This window comes from Leptotrichia sp. HSP-342 (assembly GCF_041199995.1).
Taxonomy (GTDB): Bacteria; Fusobacteriota; Fusobacteriia; order Fusobacteriales; family Leptotrichiaceae; genus Leptotrichia; species Leptotrichia mesophila.
The window spans coordinates 657,633-673,027 of record NZ_CP165646.1; the positions used below are offsets into that span (position 1 = coordinate 657,633).

A 15,395-nucleotide genomic window follows, 5' to 3' on the forward strand; every position below is an offset into this window, starting at 1 on the left:
GTAAAATTTCACAGTCATTAATTTGATTGTGATTTTTTTGTTACAATTTTTTAGAAAGGCAGTTGATATGAAAAGTGTTGAAAGTTGGCAAACTGAAAAAGACAACAACAAAGAAATTGATGTTGTAATGGGCAAAAACATAGTATTAAGTTCTGAAATAGAGAAAATAAGGCTAAGGCTTGAGAATAAATTGAGATTATTCTTTAATGAATGGTTTTTGCATAGAAACGAAGGTATTTACTGGATTAAAAGAAATGAAAATAACGGACAGATAGGAAATTTGCTGGAAAAGTTTAATATCGAAACTCAAGTGAAGGAAACTATCTTGGCAGATGAAGATGTGGCAGAAATAATAAAATTTGAAAGTGATTTTAAAAATGGAACTGGAAATTATAATTTCGATGTAGAGATATTGTTAAAAAATGGAAAAACTTTGACAATTTAGGAAAGGGGGAACAATGGATTTTGGAGTAACAGATACAGGATTTGTATTGAAAAGTTTTTTGGATATTATGAAAGATATAGAAAAACGGTATAAAGCAAGACTACAAGACAATGAGTATACTTTAGATTTTAATACTCCTGAGGGTATTCATTCAGAAGCAATAGGATTTGAATTATCAAAATTATGGGAAGAGCTTTTGGACTTTAACAATCAGATAAATCTAAATACAGCAACTGGAATTTATTTGGACTATTTCGGAACTTTGTTAAGAACTCCACGAAATCCAGGGGCTTATGCAACTGGACAAGTAAAAATAACAGGAGAAAAAAATAGAGTTATACCAGCACAAACTATTATAAAATACGCTGAAAAGGAATACAGATTGTTATCTAACGTTACCTTAGACAAGCTGGATAATAACGAATATTACGGAGTAGGATTTATTCAGGCAGTTGAAATTGGAGATGAAAGTAATATTACAAGTGATGTTTCATTTACAACTGAATATGGTGGAGTCGCTAAGATTATAAACGATGCTGATATAAACGGCGGAGCGGATGATGAAAGTGATAGTCTTTACAGAGCAAGATTAAAAAGAAAACAGGCTATCGAACAGACTGCGACACATTCGGCGTTGTATAACGGACTTATGGCGCTGGAAAATGTAAAGAATGTATTAATACTAGATCCTGAAACAGAACCAGCAACGGAAGCTGGAACTATCAAAATATTTCTTGAAGGAACTCCTGATGACAAGATTTTTGAAACTATATTAGATTTGAAAGCGGATGGAATATTGACTCTTGGAGAAAATGAGGCAGAAATATTTGAGAAAAAAATTACTAGAGGAGGATTTAGTAGAAAAATTACTTATAATTTATTAAAATACAGTACTCTTCAAATAAAAGTTGAAGTTGTGAGAGTGAAAAACGAAGCTGAAAAAGATAATAGGTATACTCCGCTGATAAAACAAGAAATATTAAATTATATAAATAATCTTGAAACAGGAGAAGGAGCAAGTTATTTAAAAGTATATTCTGAAATTCTTGGAATAGACGATATTAGAAAAATACGTCTTAAAATGGGAACAATTGAAAGTAACGTTCAAGAACAAGAGTTCACAAAAATTTTTAGCATACCACTAGGACAAAAGTTTAAAATAAATGAAAATAATATTGAGGTGTTTTATGTATCAGAATAGTGAAGAATATACAGATGAAGTAATTAGTAAATTTCCGCATATGTATAAAAGAAACAAGGAGAGTAATAATTATTTTTTATTAAAATTATATCTAGAAGAAATATTGCAATCCAGGCAAGGATTATCAAAGCTTTTTAAATCACTTGATTTAATGGCTGCAAAAGGTTTTGTGCTTGATAGATTTGGAAATACTTTTAATTTAAAAAGGAATAATAACGAAACAGATGAAAACTTTAAAATAAGAATATTGGCAGAAATCTCAAAATCTTTAAAAAATTCTACATTTGATGTACTTCTTGATGTATTGAAGATATTTTCTGAAGATCCCAAAAAGAATATTTTTGTTTTTGAAGAAGGAATCAGAAAAAGCACAGATGGAAATATAAATATAAATGTCAGAAACGGAGGCTATGGCGGAAATAATGAAGCTCAATATTTTGAAAAAAAGGGTGGAAATATTTATATACTTCTGAATAAAGCTATGCCTTACACTTTGAAAGAAAGAATAAGAAATAATTTGAAGACTCTAGGGGTGGCAAGCGGAATAAGAATAACATTAGATTTTAAATACGAAGTAGGGAACTATTATTATGACAGCATTAAACGAAATAAATTTACTGAAACAGGTATATCAAATACAAATGTTATTACTAAGGAAGGAGTGAAATAGATGGCATTAAAAAAATTTAAAGATTGGGAAGGAAACAATTTAGACGTATACAAGATAAAAGATGCGAGTGATGTTGGTGTGGGATTAACAAGGCACGAATGGCAAGGAGAAAGAACAGCAACTCAAGTTGGAACAACAATCACAGCAGATATTATGAATGAACTACAAAAAGGATTAGTACACTCGATCGAAACTATTAAAAAGACTGAATCAGGTAAAGAAATTTACGAAATAAATTTGAACGGAATCGGTGAATTCGGATTATTTAAAGGTTTAAAATTGTTGTTAGAAATAAAAAGCGGAAACCAAACTAATAATGTTTTTATCAGAATAAAAAACGAAGAATATCAAATTCAAAAAAATCAAGACGGGACATTGGGAAATTTAGAAGCAGATGATTTAAAAACAAACGAAAAATATTTCGTTGAATTTAACGGCACTCAATTCGTAATAATAAACATCTTGAACTATGCAACAGAACAAAAAAACGGAATAGCCAAAATCTATTCCGAAGCTGAAGCAAACACAGATATTACTAAAATAGAAAATCTGGTTAAAAACAATGAAAATGAAACAGCATGGGATAGATTAATTGAAGGGTTAAATCACACAAAGATAGTAACAATCAAAAATATAGCCAGATTATTTAGAAAAGTGTTAAAACCGGCAACTGAAACAGATCAGGGGTTAATAACAGAAAAGAAGGTGAAAGATTTAGCTTCTTCTGTAATTCCAGAAGCTTCTGAAACAACGGCAGGTAAAGTAAGATTGGGAACTACTGTTAACACAGCTTTGGAAGGGAAAAGGTTAGCTGAAATAATCGGGCTAGAGTTCGGAGGGAATATCCAAGATTTTGGAAACAAGATTAAAGGAAAATTCTATTATGATACAGTTACAAAATTTTATTACGAATGTATAGCAAATACAAATTTAACATATAACGAAAGTTCTAAGTTCAGAGCAATAAGTAATAAACCAATTTCAGATAGGATAGAAAATTATTTAATTTTTGGGAAAAACACTATAAAATACCCAAACGGAGTTATTGTTCAATTTGGAAAAGGTTTTGCTGGAGCTTTGGGGAGTTTTTATAGAAATGTATTAGATAATGATTTTAAAGAAATTTATAGTGTTGTAGCAATCCATGATGGATCTAGTCATAATACTAACATTGCGATAAATGTTTTAGGCTCCAACACATTCGATGCCTACGGAGAGTTTCCTATTGGTCCAATAAAGATTTTCTTTACGGCATATGGACGCTGGAAATAGATTTTAAAGTAAATTTGAAGAGAGGAATGAAAAAAGATGAATATTGTAATTTATAGCAAAGAAAGTCTTGAAATAATAGCAAGACCAATTATCACAACTCTGAAAGAATTTAAAGAAAATCCAACCAGATTTTACCCGGATTGGGATAGTGAAAAATATATTTGGAGTGAAACAGAATACCAAAATCCGGTTTTGGATAACGGGAATCTAAGAGAAGCAACAAAAGAAGAATTATATAAAGCCGGGAAATACACTTTAAATTCAAATGAGTTGATAGAAAATGGTAAAATCAAGACAGTTGAACTATCTGAATTTGAGTACATAGAAGACAATCAAATCAAATACAAAAAGGAAGAAAAAATCGAGAAATTGAAACAAGAGCTTTATGAACTAAGAATCGAGAGAGAAAAAAAGCCTTTTGAGTTTGAAGTGAAAGGAACTAAGTATTTACAGGGCAACAGGACAATAGACCAAAGCAACATCACTAAAATATTGTTTTCGCTAGTACTAAAGTTTATCCTTGGACTTATGGGAAAAATTTCAAAAGGACAAAAGCTGGACTTTGCACAAGTTATGACTGACTTAATGGCGACAGAGTACAGCAACTGGAAATTCTACACCGAGGATGGAACAGAAAAATATGTAAATGTAAGTGTTCAGAAATTCATAGAAATGTCCGAAATAATGAGAAAACATACGACAGCCTCAATGGTTGCTGAAACTACACTGTCACATAGCTTAGAAAACAAAACAGTAGAGGAACTGAAAACGTTTAATGCTGAAATTGAATATAACAAATTATTTGAAAGCGAAATGAAGCAAAGTTAGGAGGTATTTTATGCAATTAGAAAAAGACAAACTATATATCAGCTTTCATAAACCAAAAAGCCTGATTGGATTTTTAATATCGTTAAGAACATTAGGAAAATATAGCCATTGCGAGTTTATCTATAATGACTATGTGTATCTAAGCAATCCAGGTGGAGTAAGGATAAAACCTTTCGTTTATAAGGATAACATGGATATATATGAGCTTGACAAGCATATTGAAATCCCTGTTGTGCTAAAAGAGTTTATGAAACTGAAAGGCAAGGGCTATGACTATGGAGCAATTTTCTTTAGCCAATTACTTGAGTTAGGGATTGAGCATAAGGACAAATATTTTTGTTCGGAATTATGTATACATCTAATTAATAAAGGGCTGGATGAAAGTTTGACATATAATTTAAAGACATTAAAGGCTAATCAATTCAGTCCTGCAAAGTTATATAAATATTTAAGAGATATGGAATTAATTAAAGAAAAGGAAGTGGTATAAATGGACAGATTTGAAAAGATTTTTGATTATTTGCTGAAAGTTGAAGGTGGATATTCAGATGACAAGCACGACAAAGGAGGTAAAACTAAATTTGGAATAATTGAGGAAGTGGCAAGGGATTTTGGGTATAAAGGCGATATGCAAGATTTAACAATAGATTTTGCAAAAAATATATATCTGAAAAAATATTACTTAGGAAACAAGCTGGATAAAGTCATAAACGACAAAGTGGCTTTATCTATATGCGACTGGGCAGTAAATAGTGGCAGAAATGGAACAAAAAACGCACAGATTGCTATAAACCAGCTTACAAATGCAAATCTTGATGTGGACGGAATAATCGGAAGCAAAACATTGGAAGCATTAAATTCGGCAGATCCTGAAAAATTTTTGGAAGTTTATCACAACTTGCAGAGAATTTATTACAAGGGAAAAGTTGAAGCTGACAGGACACAGGAAGGATTCTTGACAGGATGGCTGAACAGAGTTCAAAGAAAGGAGGAATATTTGAGAGACCAGAATAAGGAAAACACAGCAACAGAGAACAAAACATATTCTTTTGCCCAGTCAAGTCTAGATAAAATGGAAAAAGTACATCCAAAGCTGGTTGACGTTATGAAAGCTGCAATTGAAAACAGTCCGTATGATTTTAGAATTACAGACGGTGCTAGGACAACGGAAGAACAGTTTGCTTTATATCAAAAAGGCAGAACTTTACCTGGACCAAAAGTTACAAATTGTGATGGGAAAAAATTTAAATCTAATCATCAAATCAAAGATGATGGATATGGACACGCAGTTGACATATTTCCTTGTGGAGTTATAGAAAATGGAGTGTATAGAAAATTTACATCTGAAGAAGGGTATGATGAAAAGAAATTAAAATTGATTGCAAATCATATCTTGAATATTGCAAAAAGTAAAAATATTAACATTGAGTGGGGCGGAAATTGGAAAATGAATGATACGCCACATTTTGAACTGAAGTAACGTGAAAATGGCTTGAATACAAGCTGAATTTGAACATAAAAAATTTTTTTGGGTAAATAGGTTGGCTAGCAAGCAAAAATTGATTGTAGAGCCTGCTAGCTGGCTTAAAATTGATTTTATAAATTTTAGGAGGAAAAACAATGGATTTTAATAAATTTCAAGATATTTGCAAAGAAGAAGTGACAAAATATTTTAATAGCAGAAGTGATAAAACAGATAAATTTGAATTAAAAAAGGAAGATGTATTTGTGGTATGGTACTGTAAAACATTACAGAATGCAAAAGCGCTATTGAGTACAACTATTTCAGATGGAATGTATTATGAACTTACATACAACGGAGATAAAGATGAGATGTACTTAGATGCGTACAAGAAATGGGAAAACAAGAAAATAATTTTTTAGGAGACGATAAAAATGGATAAATTAGCAGCAAAAATATATTTAACAGGAAAAATTTTGGAATTAGGAAAAACTTTAATCTATAAAACAGAAATAGTTGCAAAAGGAAAAGAAGGGATAGAAAAATTTAATCAAGTATACGAAGGATTTTGGGATAAATTAGAAGAGTTATTAGAAAAAGAAAAATCAATTGACAGAAAATGGATTCCTAACTTTGCTGAAGAAGTTGGAGAAGAAGCGCTATCAGAAGTCTTAAAGGAAGCTAGAAAAACATTTGATTTAAAAGTTATATTACAACAAATTTTCGATGTAGAAAAAGCTGAAAACAGAAATATACTTTAAAATTTATAAGAAGGAGCAGTAATGGGAGAATACATTAAAGATATTATATTTATAGCTTACGGTCTACTTTTAGGAACTTTAGGAAATTTATTGTACAGAGTAAATAATCATTTGAATATCAGTCCTATCATAATTAGGATTTTATATGGAGCTATGGCATTGGCATTGTATGTATTGACATATTTATCTATATATAAGAAAGTTCCTTCGCTACATCTGATCATAATGATATTGATTATATTTGTAGGATATTTTGTTGAACTTCTTATAGAAGTACTTGAGGATAAAGTACCTAAGGTATTGGATAAGGTTATCGATAAGTGGTTAGGTGGTGGGAGCAATGGCGACAGTTAAGACGAAGAAGACTATTAGGGATTTAATATTTAAAAATAAAAGACACAAAGATTTTCAAGAAAGCGAGAAAATCAATTTTGCGAACAAAGGGATAGTGAAATTAATTTTGCTTTATACTGTCAGCTCGATTTTTTCTATAGCACAGAGAGATTGGCAATACAAAAGAAATATAGAAAAACTGATACTAGAAAACAAATGGCAAAGAATACCTTTAATAGAACAACTAAGAGAAAAATCATTGATAGAAAATCTTATAATAGTTACATTGAGCATAATAGTTTCTTTAATAATATTGTATTATTACAATAAAAAAATGAATGAAGTAAATAAGGGGTAGTCAGAAATGGCTATCTTTTTTTGAAAATTAGCAAAAAATATAGTATAATTATAAAAACTTCAAAATCAGAAAGGGAAAAAATGAAAGAAAATACTATTGACTTTGTAAATAAATTGATAGAAAAATCAACAGAAGCATTTATAATGGGGTTAGAAATCTACAATAAGCCAACGATAAAATATAGAGTGGAAGGTTTTAGTTTCTTCATCTGCAATGCTTGGGAACTAATGTTAAAAGCCCATATAATAAAATTAAAAGGTGAAAATGCGATATATTATAAAGATTCAGAAGATAGGACTCTTAATTTGGAAAACTGCATAAAAATAGTATTTAGTGATAAAAATGGCTCTTTAAGAAAAAATCTGGAACGAATAATAGATTTGAGAAATACAAGTACACATTTTGTAACAGAAGATTATGAGTATATCTATGCCCCTTTATTTCAAGCTTGTGTAATAAACTATGTTGAAAAAATGAAAGAGTTCCATAATTCAGACATAACAAATCATATAGCACAAAATTTTTTAACATTGTCAACAAAAATCGAAAAATTTACAGAAGAGGAAATAAGAGCAAGATATTCGGTTAATATGGCAAAAAAATTAATAAAGGATACAAAAAAAATAGAATCTGAGATAAGAGAAAATAATTCGGAATATGCTATACCTATTGAAGCAAGATTGATAATAGTGAAAGATAAGGGTAAAGCGGACGTTTTAGTGGCATTCGATAAAAACGCTGACAGCAAGCTCGGAATAGCCAAAGAAATTAAAAATCCAAATGAAATATACAAACATACTACCAAAGATGTTGTTCGATTAGTAAACAGAGGATTGAAAAGTAAAAAAATATTTTTGAATAAAATTGAGAACGGTGAACCTAAACCAAAAATTTTTAATAAATACGACTTAAATTTATTTATAAATTTTTATGATATAAAGACTAACGAGAAATATTGTTTTTATTATAGGATAAGTAACAGATATGGATATTCTCAAATGTTAATAGAGTTTATTGTGGAAGAAATTTTAAAAAATCCAGATACTATAATTGAAGATTTGAAAAAAGGGATAAAAAAAATAAGATAACCCCAGGCACATGAGAATTCTCATCCGTTGACTTACTCCCCTTTGGGAACTCAGTGTAATTCCTTCACAAGTTATCTTGTCAATAATATTATAACACAATTTCTCAAAATGTCAAACATAAAAATAAGAGCCTTGTGTGTCTCTTATTCTTTTTCTTTACTATCAATAGCTGTTTCAATTTTAACTTTCAGAATTTTCAAATCTTGAATATTCATCTCTTCCAGCTCTATAATTTTTATTTGTTTTAGATTCTCAATATCTTTTTCATCTAAGTTTTTGATTTTTAAATTTTTCATTTATCGCTCCTTGATTTTTTTGTAAGGATTTGATAGAATAAAAATGTAGTAAATATTTGTAACTCTAATAATATTTGTAGTAGTATTATTAGAGCTTTTTATAAACGAATTTTGGGGACAAATTGGAGACAAAATAATTAAAAATATGGGAAAATGTAAGAAAATGAGATTAAAATAGTGATGAAAAATCCAATAAAATAAGTATTTGATGAAAAAAAGGATATTAATAAGAAAACCTGTCAGGTGCGCCATTAAATAAATTAAATAATGCAAATAATGATATTATTCTCAAAATTAATTTTTTGAGATTTTTTTTTGAAAAAATAAATAGAATGTGGTTGAAAGCCTAGCTTTTTATTTAATAATTTCCGAGTTTAAAAACCTGAAATTTAAATATAGCAATCTTTATAATTTAATGTCGTGATTTAAAAAAATGCTTAGATGAGTTGAGATTATAAATGAGATGGCGACTAGTATAAAAGAAGAAAAAATATAAGAATTATAGAAAGAATATTTGTTAATCAAAAAATTTAAAATAAATTATCAAATAAATTAACTTATTTGATAACAAAATTAAATTTCAAAATAAGAAAATTGTAGTTTGAGGAGGGCAAAATATTATGAAAATTACTTATAAAGGGATTGGCTCTGATTTAAAGAACATATTGTTTAAAGAGTTTGAAAAGAATGAAAATACGCTTTTTGTATTTGAAAATTCGGCTTCGTTTTTTGAGATAAAAAGGGAATTTTTACAGAATGAGGAAATGCAGCAGAAATTGGGAATTTTTCAGAATTTTAAGATGATGAATAGTTATGATTTTTATGAGAATGTTTTTGTTACTGATAAAATTGTGGTAAAAGAAGAGAAACAGGTTGTGCTGTTTTACAATGCTTTAACTGAAAAACTGAAAAAGGATATAAAGGTTAATAATTATTATGATATTATTGATGTTGCCTATAATTACTACAATTTATTTGTAGAATTGCAGGAATATAAAATTGATTTGGAAAAAATTGAGCTGGAGAAATGGCAAATTGAAACTTTTGGAACTTTGGTTGAGATTAATAATGAGATGAAAAAAGTTGTGCAGCAGAAAGGGCTTATTTTACCATATATGCTTAGAAATGTGGAAAATATTTCGGACAATTTTTTGAAAAAGTTTTCTAAAATTTGTTTTGTGAATAAAGTTAAAATTACTCCATTTGAAAAGGAGTTAATTGGAGAAATTGAAAATAGAGGAATTAATGTAGAAAATATTTTGCAGCTTTCAAAAAATGATTTTAATGAGGAAAAATTGAAAATAAAGGACAGTTTTTCATTGCCATCGAAAGAGATATTTGATAAGAAAGATATAAATGTGGAAATTCATGAATTTAGCAGTAAATTTGGAGAATTACTGGGATTAGTGAGAAAATTAGAAGAAGTTGAGAAAGAGAATAAAAGAGAGAACAAGAAAAATGGAAATTCAATTAGAAATTATAGAATTTTTGAGGCACAGGAAAATTCTCAAGAGGCGAAAAGCGATTATCATCTTTTGAAACAGAAAAAGATTTCTTCAAATTTAGAAATAACAATGAAAGACACGAAAATATATAAAATATTAAATTTAATTTACAATTTGCTAGATAACATGAAAGAAATTGATAGAAAAGATAAGGGGAAATTATTTATATTTAAAACAAAAGATTTTTATGATGCATATAAATCTAATGACTTATTGAATATTTTTGATTTAGAAGAAAGCTATCATATTTTTCAGGATTTAGTTTCTAAAGATTACAAGTATATTTCAAAAGAGGAATTGGAAAAAATAAATAAGGAAAATTTGCAAAAATTAGAAAAAGAAATCCAAAATGAAGAATTTAAGGATATATATAAACGAAGAATGTTGTCTATTGATAAAATTATAAAATTTGTTGAGGAATTGGAAAAAATATATGAGTATACGACATTAAAGGAATATAGCGATTATTTAGAAAATATTTATCTGAATAATGAAAAAAAAGTGAAAGAAGATAAAAATGTGAAAGATAAGTATTTTGAAGCTTTGTCAGAAATGATTGTATTGGAAGATTTTAGTTTTGATAATTTGTGGGATAAATTTTTTGATGAAAATATTTCGGCTAATTTGTTGAAATTATTTTTGAAATATTTGGATAAAAAATCGATTGGGTTGAATTTAGAGGAGAGTACGGAAGATGATTCGGAAAATAGTTTTTCAATAAATTCATTTGAAAATATTTCTGAAAATACAAAAGAGAATATAATTATTTTGAATTTGCAGGATTCATTTCCCAAAGTAAAGATTCACAACTTTTTATTTTCAAAAATTCAACGTGCAAAAATGGGACTTCCAACAAGTGATGATAAAAAACTAATTGAGATGTTTAAAATTTATCAAAATATATTAAGTGCTAAAAATGTATATTTGGCTTATGTCAAGGATTTGGAGAATAATATTGATTCAGCAAGTGTTATTGAGGAATTGAAGTTAAAGTATGGAATTGGGGTTGTAAAAGATGAAATAAGTGAAGCAGAAGAACTTTATTTTGTGAAAAAATATTTTCTAAAAAATAAAAAGGAAAAATGGGAGAAAAAGGAAATTGGAGAGTTTATTCCATCAAAATTAGAAAAAAATCTTGAGAAGATAAATAATGAAAAATTGAGATTGGGATATTATTCGTTTAAGGATATGAAAGATTGCGAGTATGGATATTATTTGAAAAAATCAATTGGAGAACAGGAAGTTGAAGAGATTGAAGATGAAATAAATGTTAAGATATTTGGAATAATAATACATGCTTTTTATGAAAATGTTGTTATGAGAAATAAGACAGAGCTTGAAAATAAAACTTTTAAAATTGATAGGGAACAGTTGTCAGAAATTTTGGAAAAAGTAATAAATTCATTTGATTATAAAGTTCCTAAAGAATATTTGGAGTTTTATAAAAAAGTTTCATTTGAGGAAATTTTAAATTCAGCTGAAAAATATTTTAACGAACTGATTAAGGAACTGGAAACAGAAAAAGATATTGAAATTTATTTTGAGGAGAGAATAAAATTATCTTCAGAGAAAGAGCTGTTTGAGAATGTATATATTAATGGTGTTACAGATTTACATATAAAAACAAGAGACAAGGATTATTTATTTGACTATAAGACAGGAAAATTAAAAGATAAAAAAACAGGGTATAAAAATGACAAAGTTTATGGAGCGATGGAACAGCTGGATTATTATTCAATGATGCTTGAAAATGATTATGAGAAAAAAGTTGAGAAAATCGTTATTGATACTTGGGAAGGTAAGTTAGTGCCAGATGAGAGAACAGATGATAAGATATTAACAAAAGAAGATGTTGGTGAAATAATTAGAAAATATCAGAATGAAGAATTTTATGATTTAGGTAATATTAAAAATCAAAGAAATTATCTCTACAGAGAATATGCGAATATTTGCAGAGGAGAGGATGAATTAAGTGATGAAGAATAATGTGATTTTAAAGGCTAGTGCGGGGACAGGGAAAACTTACAGATTGTCATTAGAATTTATAGCTAATTTGATACGGGGTGTCAATTATAAAAATATTATTGTGATGACTTTTACAAAAAAGGCTACGGCTGAAATTAAAGAGAGAATTTACGATTTTTTATATCAAATTGCTTTTGATAAAGCAAATGGAGCAGAATTAGAAAAAAATTTAAAAGAAATTTATAAATTTGATAACTTGAATAAAAAGGAATTACAGAACATCTATTTTGAAATGATAAAAAATAAAGAAGAAATTCGAATTTCCACAATTGATGGTTTTACTAACCAAATCTTTAAAAATACGATAGCACCCTATTTTAATATTTATAATTATGAGATTTTAGAGAAGGAAACTGACGAATTTTATTCGAAAATTCTGATTAAGATTATTGAAAATAAAGATAATTTTGAAAATTTTAAATTTATTTTTGATGAGAAAAAAGAGAAAAAAAATATAGGAGTCTATATAAAAATTATTGAAGAAATACTGACAATGCATCCAAAATTTATTTTGGCAGGGGACTTGAATAAAATAGAAGAAAATACAGAAAAAGTATCGTATAATTTTTTAAATAGTTTAGATGATATTGTAGAAACATTGGAAGAAGCATCTAATAAAAAAGAAAGTAAAAACATTTATAAAAAAGAATATGAAACTTTTTTTCTTGAATATACAAAAATTTTAAAAAATCAAGAGTTTAATGAAAATGAAAAATTAAAAGAAAAATTAGAATTGGTTCAACAAAATAAAGAACTATTAATAATGATTAAAGAGAACGAGACATATTGGAAAAAGACGGTTGTAAACGATACTAAAAAAGTAGATATGTCAGCAGAGAGAGAAAGTGTTGAAAAAAGTAAAGAGCAACTTAAAGAAAGATTATCTAAATACATCTATTTGACAGAAGTACTGCCATTAGACAAAAAATTAAAAAATATCGCTCAAACGATATTTAATATCGCTCAAAAAATCAAAATTTCTTCAAAAAGATTTACTTACAATGATATTTTGGTATACACTTATGAATTTATTTTCAATAAAGAACTAAAATTTGTGGAAAATGACAAAGTTACAGAAGAATTTCTTGAATTAATTGGTGGAAAAATAGATACGATTATGATTGATGAGTTCCAAGATACGAGTATTTTGCAATGGAAAATTTTAAAGTTAATGTTAAATACTTCTGAAAATATTATTTGTGTTGGTGATGAGAAGCAAAGCATTTATAATTGGCGTGGTGGAGAAAAGGAATTGTTTGAAAAATTAGAAACAATGCTTGAAGGAAATGTACAAAATTTGGATAAATCGTATAGAAGCTATAAAGAGATTATTGAAAATATCAATAAAATATTTAATGATTATGATGCCAAGTGGAATTATACAGATTCTGGCTATAGGGAAGATGAAGAGTATCAAAGAGGATATTTTGGATATTTTATTCAAAATACGAAGGAAGAAAAAGAGAGAATTTATACAAAAGTTATTGATATGATAAAAGAAGGTCAAATTAGAAATTTAGGGAAAAGTGCGATTATATGTCGTAAAAATGCTCATTTAAAAGAAATTGCATCAGTTCTGAATGAAGAAAAGATTCCATATACTCTTGAAAGTAAGGCAACGATTTTGGAGTATAAACCGATAATCCCGATGTATCAGTTAATTAAATTTTTTGCATTTGATAATTTTAAGTATTTGTTGGAATTTGTGAGAAGTGACTTAATTGGTGGATTAAATAGCCATGTAAAATATCTGTTAGAAAATAAAAATGAGATTATGAGGTATATTGCCGGAAATTCTAAAATAAAAAGCTTTGAAGAGTTTATTAATATTCAAAAAGATGATGAGATAAAAGAAAAACTTTTAGAATATAAAAAAATTAATACTTTAGAAAGAAATGGACTGATTTTTGATGAAATTATCAATAAAATTAAGGATTTGAAAGTCTTGTCAATAAACTTAAATGATAAATATCAAAAAGAAAATTTTTCAAGAAAACTTGTTGAGAAATTTGAAATAACAAAATTTTATTCAACAAACAGTGATTTGAAAAACATTTTTATATTTTTTAACATTTTGAAAAAATACAGTAATTTATATGAATTTATAACATTTGTCGAAGAAGAAAAGGAAAATTTGAAACAGGTTAGCAGCAAAGATATAAATGCGATAAATTTGCTGACGATTCATGCTTCAAAAGGATTAGAGTTTGATACGGTATTTTATTATAAAAGAGAAACAAATAAGGGGCGTACAGATAAAGATAATTTTAAAAGCTATTTAGATTTTGATGAAAAATTTAATATTGTAAAAAAATTTATTGTGCTTTTTACAGATTATAATAAAAAAATGTTTGAGAATGAATTGAGTGAAATGAGAGATAAAAATTCTCAAAAAGAAATGATGGAAGAAATTAACAATGATTATGTTGCATTGACTCGTGCTAAAAAAAATCTGATATTATTGTTTGACGCTGAAATAACAAAAGACAAACGATATGCTGATTCTTTAGTGAAAAGAGTGGTTGATGTTTATGAAGATGAAAACAGATATGAAATAGGCGAAATTATAGAATCAGAAATTCCAGAAGAAATTACAGATACTTCGGATGTAAAAGTGAGCAATAATTTATTTGAAACGTATTTTGATGATGATAAATTTGTTGTAAAAAAATCTTCAAATACATTGGAAAATGAGTTTAAACGTAAAAAAGGGCTTGCAATGCATTACTATTTTGAACATATTTCAAATAATCTGGAAAATGATAAATTAATTGCAAAATCTGCACTTTTGAGCCGATATGGAAATATGCTTGGGAAAAAGATTGTAGAAGAATTAATTGTCCGAATGGAAAAATTTATTGAAAAAAACAGCGATATTTATAATGAGAAATACAAAGTTTATACAGAATTTGAAATTTATGATTCTGAAGGAAGAAAGCGTATCATTGATAGAATTAACATTGATGAGGAAAATAAGAAAATTTATATTTATGACTACAAGACTGGATTTGAGCCTGAAACGAATGAGAAATATCAGGAACAGATTAATGAATATAGAGATATTTTAAGCAAAAAAGTTTCAGCAGATTATGAAATTGATATCCAATTATTAGAAGTTTAGGGAATTTTTGAAAAAAACGAATTTTTCTAT

General features: G+C 27.7%; 15 protein-coding genes. 14 read left to right on the forward strand and 1 reads right to left on the reverse strand.

Translation table 11 applies throughout. The features are described 5' to 3' along the window. The first annotated feature begins 67 nt into the window (after positions 1-67). The 12 genes from AB8B23_RS03340 to AB8B23_RS03395 all read left to right on the forward strand — a co-directional run bounded on the left by AB8B23_RS03340 (position 68) and on the right by AB8B23_RS03395 (position 8,418). Entirely contained in the window at positions 68-445 is a 378-nt protein-coding gene (locus tag AB8B23_RS03340) for a hypothetical protein (protein WP_369713415.1), read from the forward strand. Positions 446-458: 13 nt separating this feature from the next. Next, on the forward strand, positions 459-1,646 hold the full coding sequence (locus tag AB8B23_RS03345) for a baseplate J/gp47 family protein (RefSeq protein ID WP_369713416.1): 1,188 nt from the start codon (positions 459-461) through the stop codon (positions 1,644-1,646). Further along, positions 1,633-2,316 carry a hypothetical protein gene (locus AB8B23_RS03350; RefSeq protein ID WP_369713417.1) on the forward strand — a complete coding sequence of 228 codons (684 nt, stop codon included), beginning with the start codon at positions 1,633-1,635 and terminating at the stop codon, positions 2,314-2,316. The genes AB8B23_RS03345 and AB8B23_RS03350 overlap by 14 nt, the downstream gene beginning before the upstream one ends. After that, complete coding sequence (locus AB8B23_RS03355) at positions 2,317-3,588, forward strand: hypothetical protein (RefSeq protein ID WP_369713419.1); 1,272 nt, start codon at positions 2,317-2,319, stop codon at positions 3,586-3,588. A gap of 36 nt (positions 3,589-3,624) precedes the next feature. Then, entirely contained in the window at positions 3,625-4,416 is a 792-nt protein-coding gene (locus AB8B23_RS03360; protein WP_369713421.1) for a hypothetical protein, read from the forward strand. A gap of 10 nt (positions 4,417-4,426) precedes the next feature. After that, positions 4,427-4,906: a cytoplasmic protein gene (locus AB8B23_RS03365; RefSeq protein ID WP_369713422.1), complete on the forward strand. Its 480-nt coding sequence runs from the start codon at positions 4,427-4,429 to the stop codon at positions 4,904-4,906. Continuing rightward, positions 4,907-5,896 carry a glycosyl hydrolase 108 family protein gene (locus tag AB8B23_RS03370; RefSeq protein WP_369713424.1) on the forward strand — a complete coding sequence of 330 codons (990 nt, stop codon included), beginning with the start codon at positions 4,907-4,909 and terminating at the stop codon, positions 5,894-5,896. It begins immediately after the preceding gene. Between the two features lie 140 nt (positions 5,897-6,036). Beyond that, positions 6,037-6,300, forward strand: a complete 264-nt coding sequence (locus AB8B23_RS03375; protein ID WP_369713425.1) for a DUF6275 family protein — start codon at positions 6,037-6,039, stop codon at positions 6,298-6,300. A gap of 12 nt (positions 6,301-6,312) precedes the next feature. Beyond that, positions 6,313-6,639 carry a universal stress protein gene (locus tag AB8B23_RS03380; protein WP_369713426.1) on the forward strand — a complete coding sequence of 109 codons (327 nt, stop codon included), beginning with the start codon at positions 6,313-6,315 and terminating at the stop codon, positions 6,637-6,639. A gap of 153 nt (positions 6,640-6,792) precedes the next feature. Further along, positions 6,793-6,993 carry a hypothetical protein gene (locus AB8B23_RS03385; protein ID WP_369713428.1) on the forward strand — a complete coding sequence of 67 codons (201 nt, stop codon included), beginning with the start codon at positions 6,793-6,795 and terminating at the stop codon, positions 6,991-6,993. After that, a complete protein-coding gene (locus AB8B23_RS03390; protein ID WP_369713429.1) occupies positions 6,980-7,330 on the forward strand; it encodes a hypothetical protein in 351 nt (116 codons plus the stop codon). The genes AB8B23_RS03385 and AB8B23_RS03390 overlap by 14 nt, the downstream gene beginning before the upstream one ends. Positions 7,331-7,410: 80 nt before the next feature. After that, entirely contained in the window at positions 7,411-8,418 is a 1,008-nt protein-coding gene (locus AB8B23_RS03395; protein ID WP_369713430.1) for a DUF3644 domain-containing protein, read from the forward strand. A 143-nt stretch (positions 8,419-8,561) separates the two neighbouring features. Here the strand turns inward: AB8B23_RS03395 and AB8B23_RS03400 are convergent, their stop codons facing one another. After that, positions 8,562-8,714, reverse strand: a complete 153-nt coding sequence (locus AB8B23_RS03400) for a hypothetical protein (protein WP_369713431.1) — start codon at positions 8,712-8,714, stop codon at positions 8,562-8,564. Between the two features lie 620 nt (positions 8,715-9,334). Here AB8B23_RS03400 and AB8B23_RS03405 point away from each other — a divergent pair. Beyond that, positions 9,335-12,205, forward strand: coding sequence for a PD-(D/E)XK nuclease family protein (locus tag AB8B23_RS03405; RefSeq protein WP_369713433.1), 2,871 nt, complete (start codon positions 9,335-9,337; stop codon positions 12,203-12,205). Beyond that, positions 12,195-15,365, forward strand: a complete 3,171-nt coding sequence (locus AB8B23_RS03410; protein WP_369713893.1) for a UvrD-helicase domain-containing protein — start codon at positions 12,195-12,197, stop codon at positions 15,363-15,365. Before AB8B23_RS03405 ends, AB8B23_RS03410 begins: the two co-directional genes overlap by 11 nt. Positions 15,366-15,395: the final 30 nt, after the last annotated feature.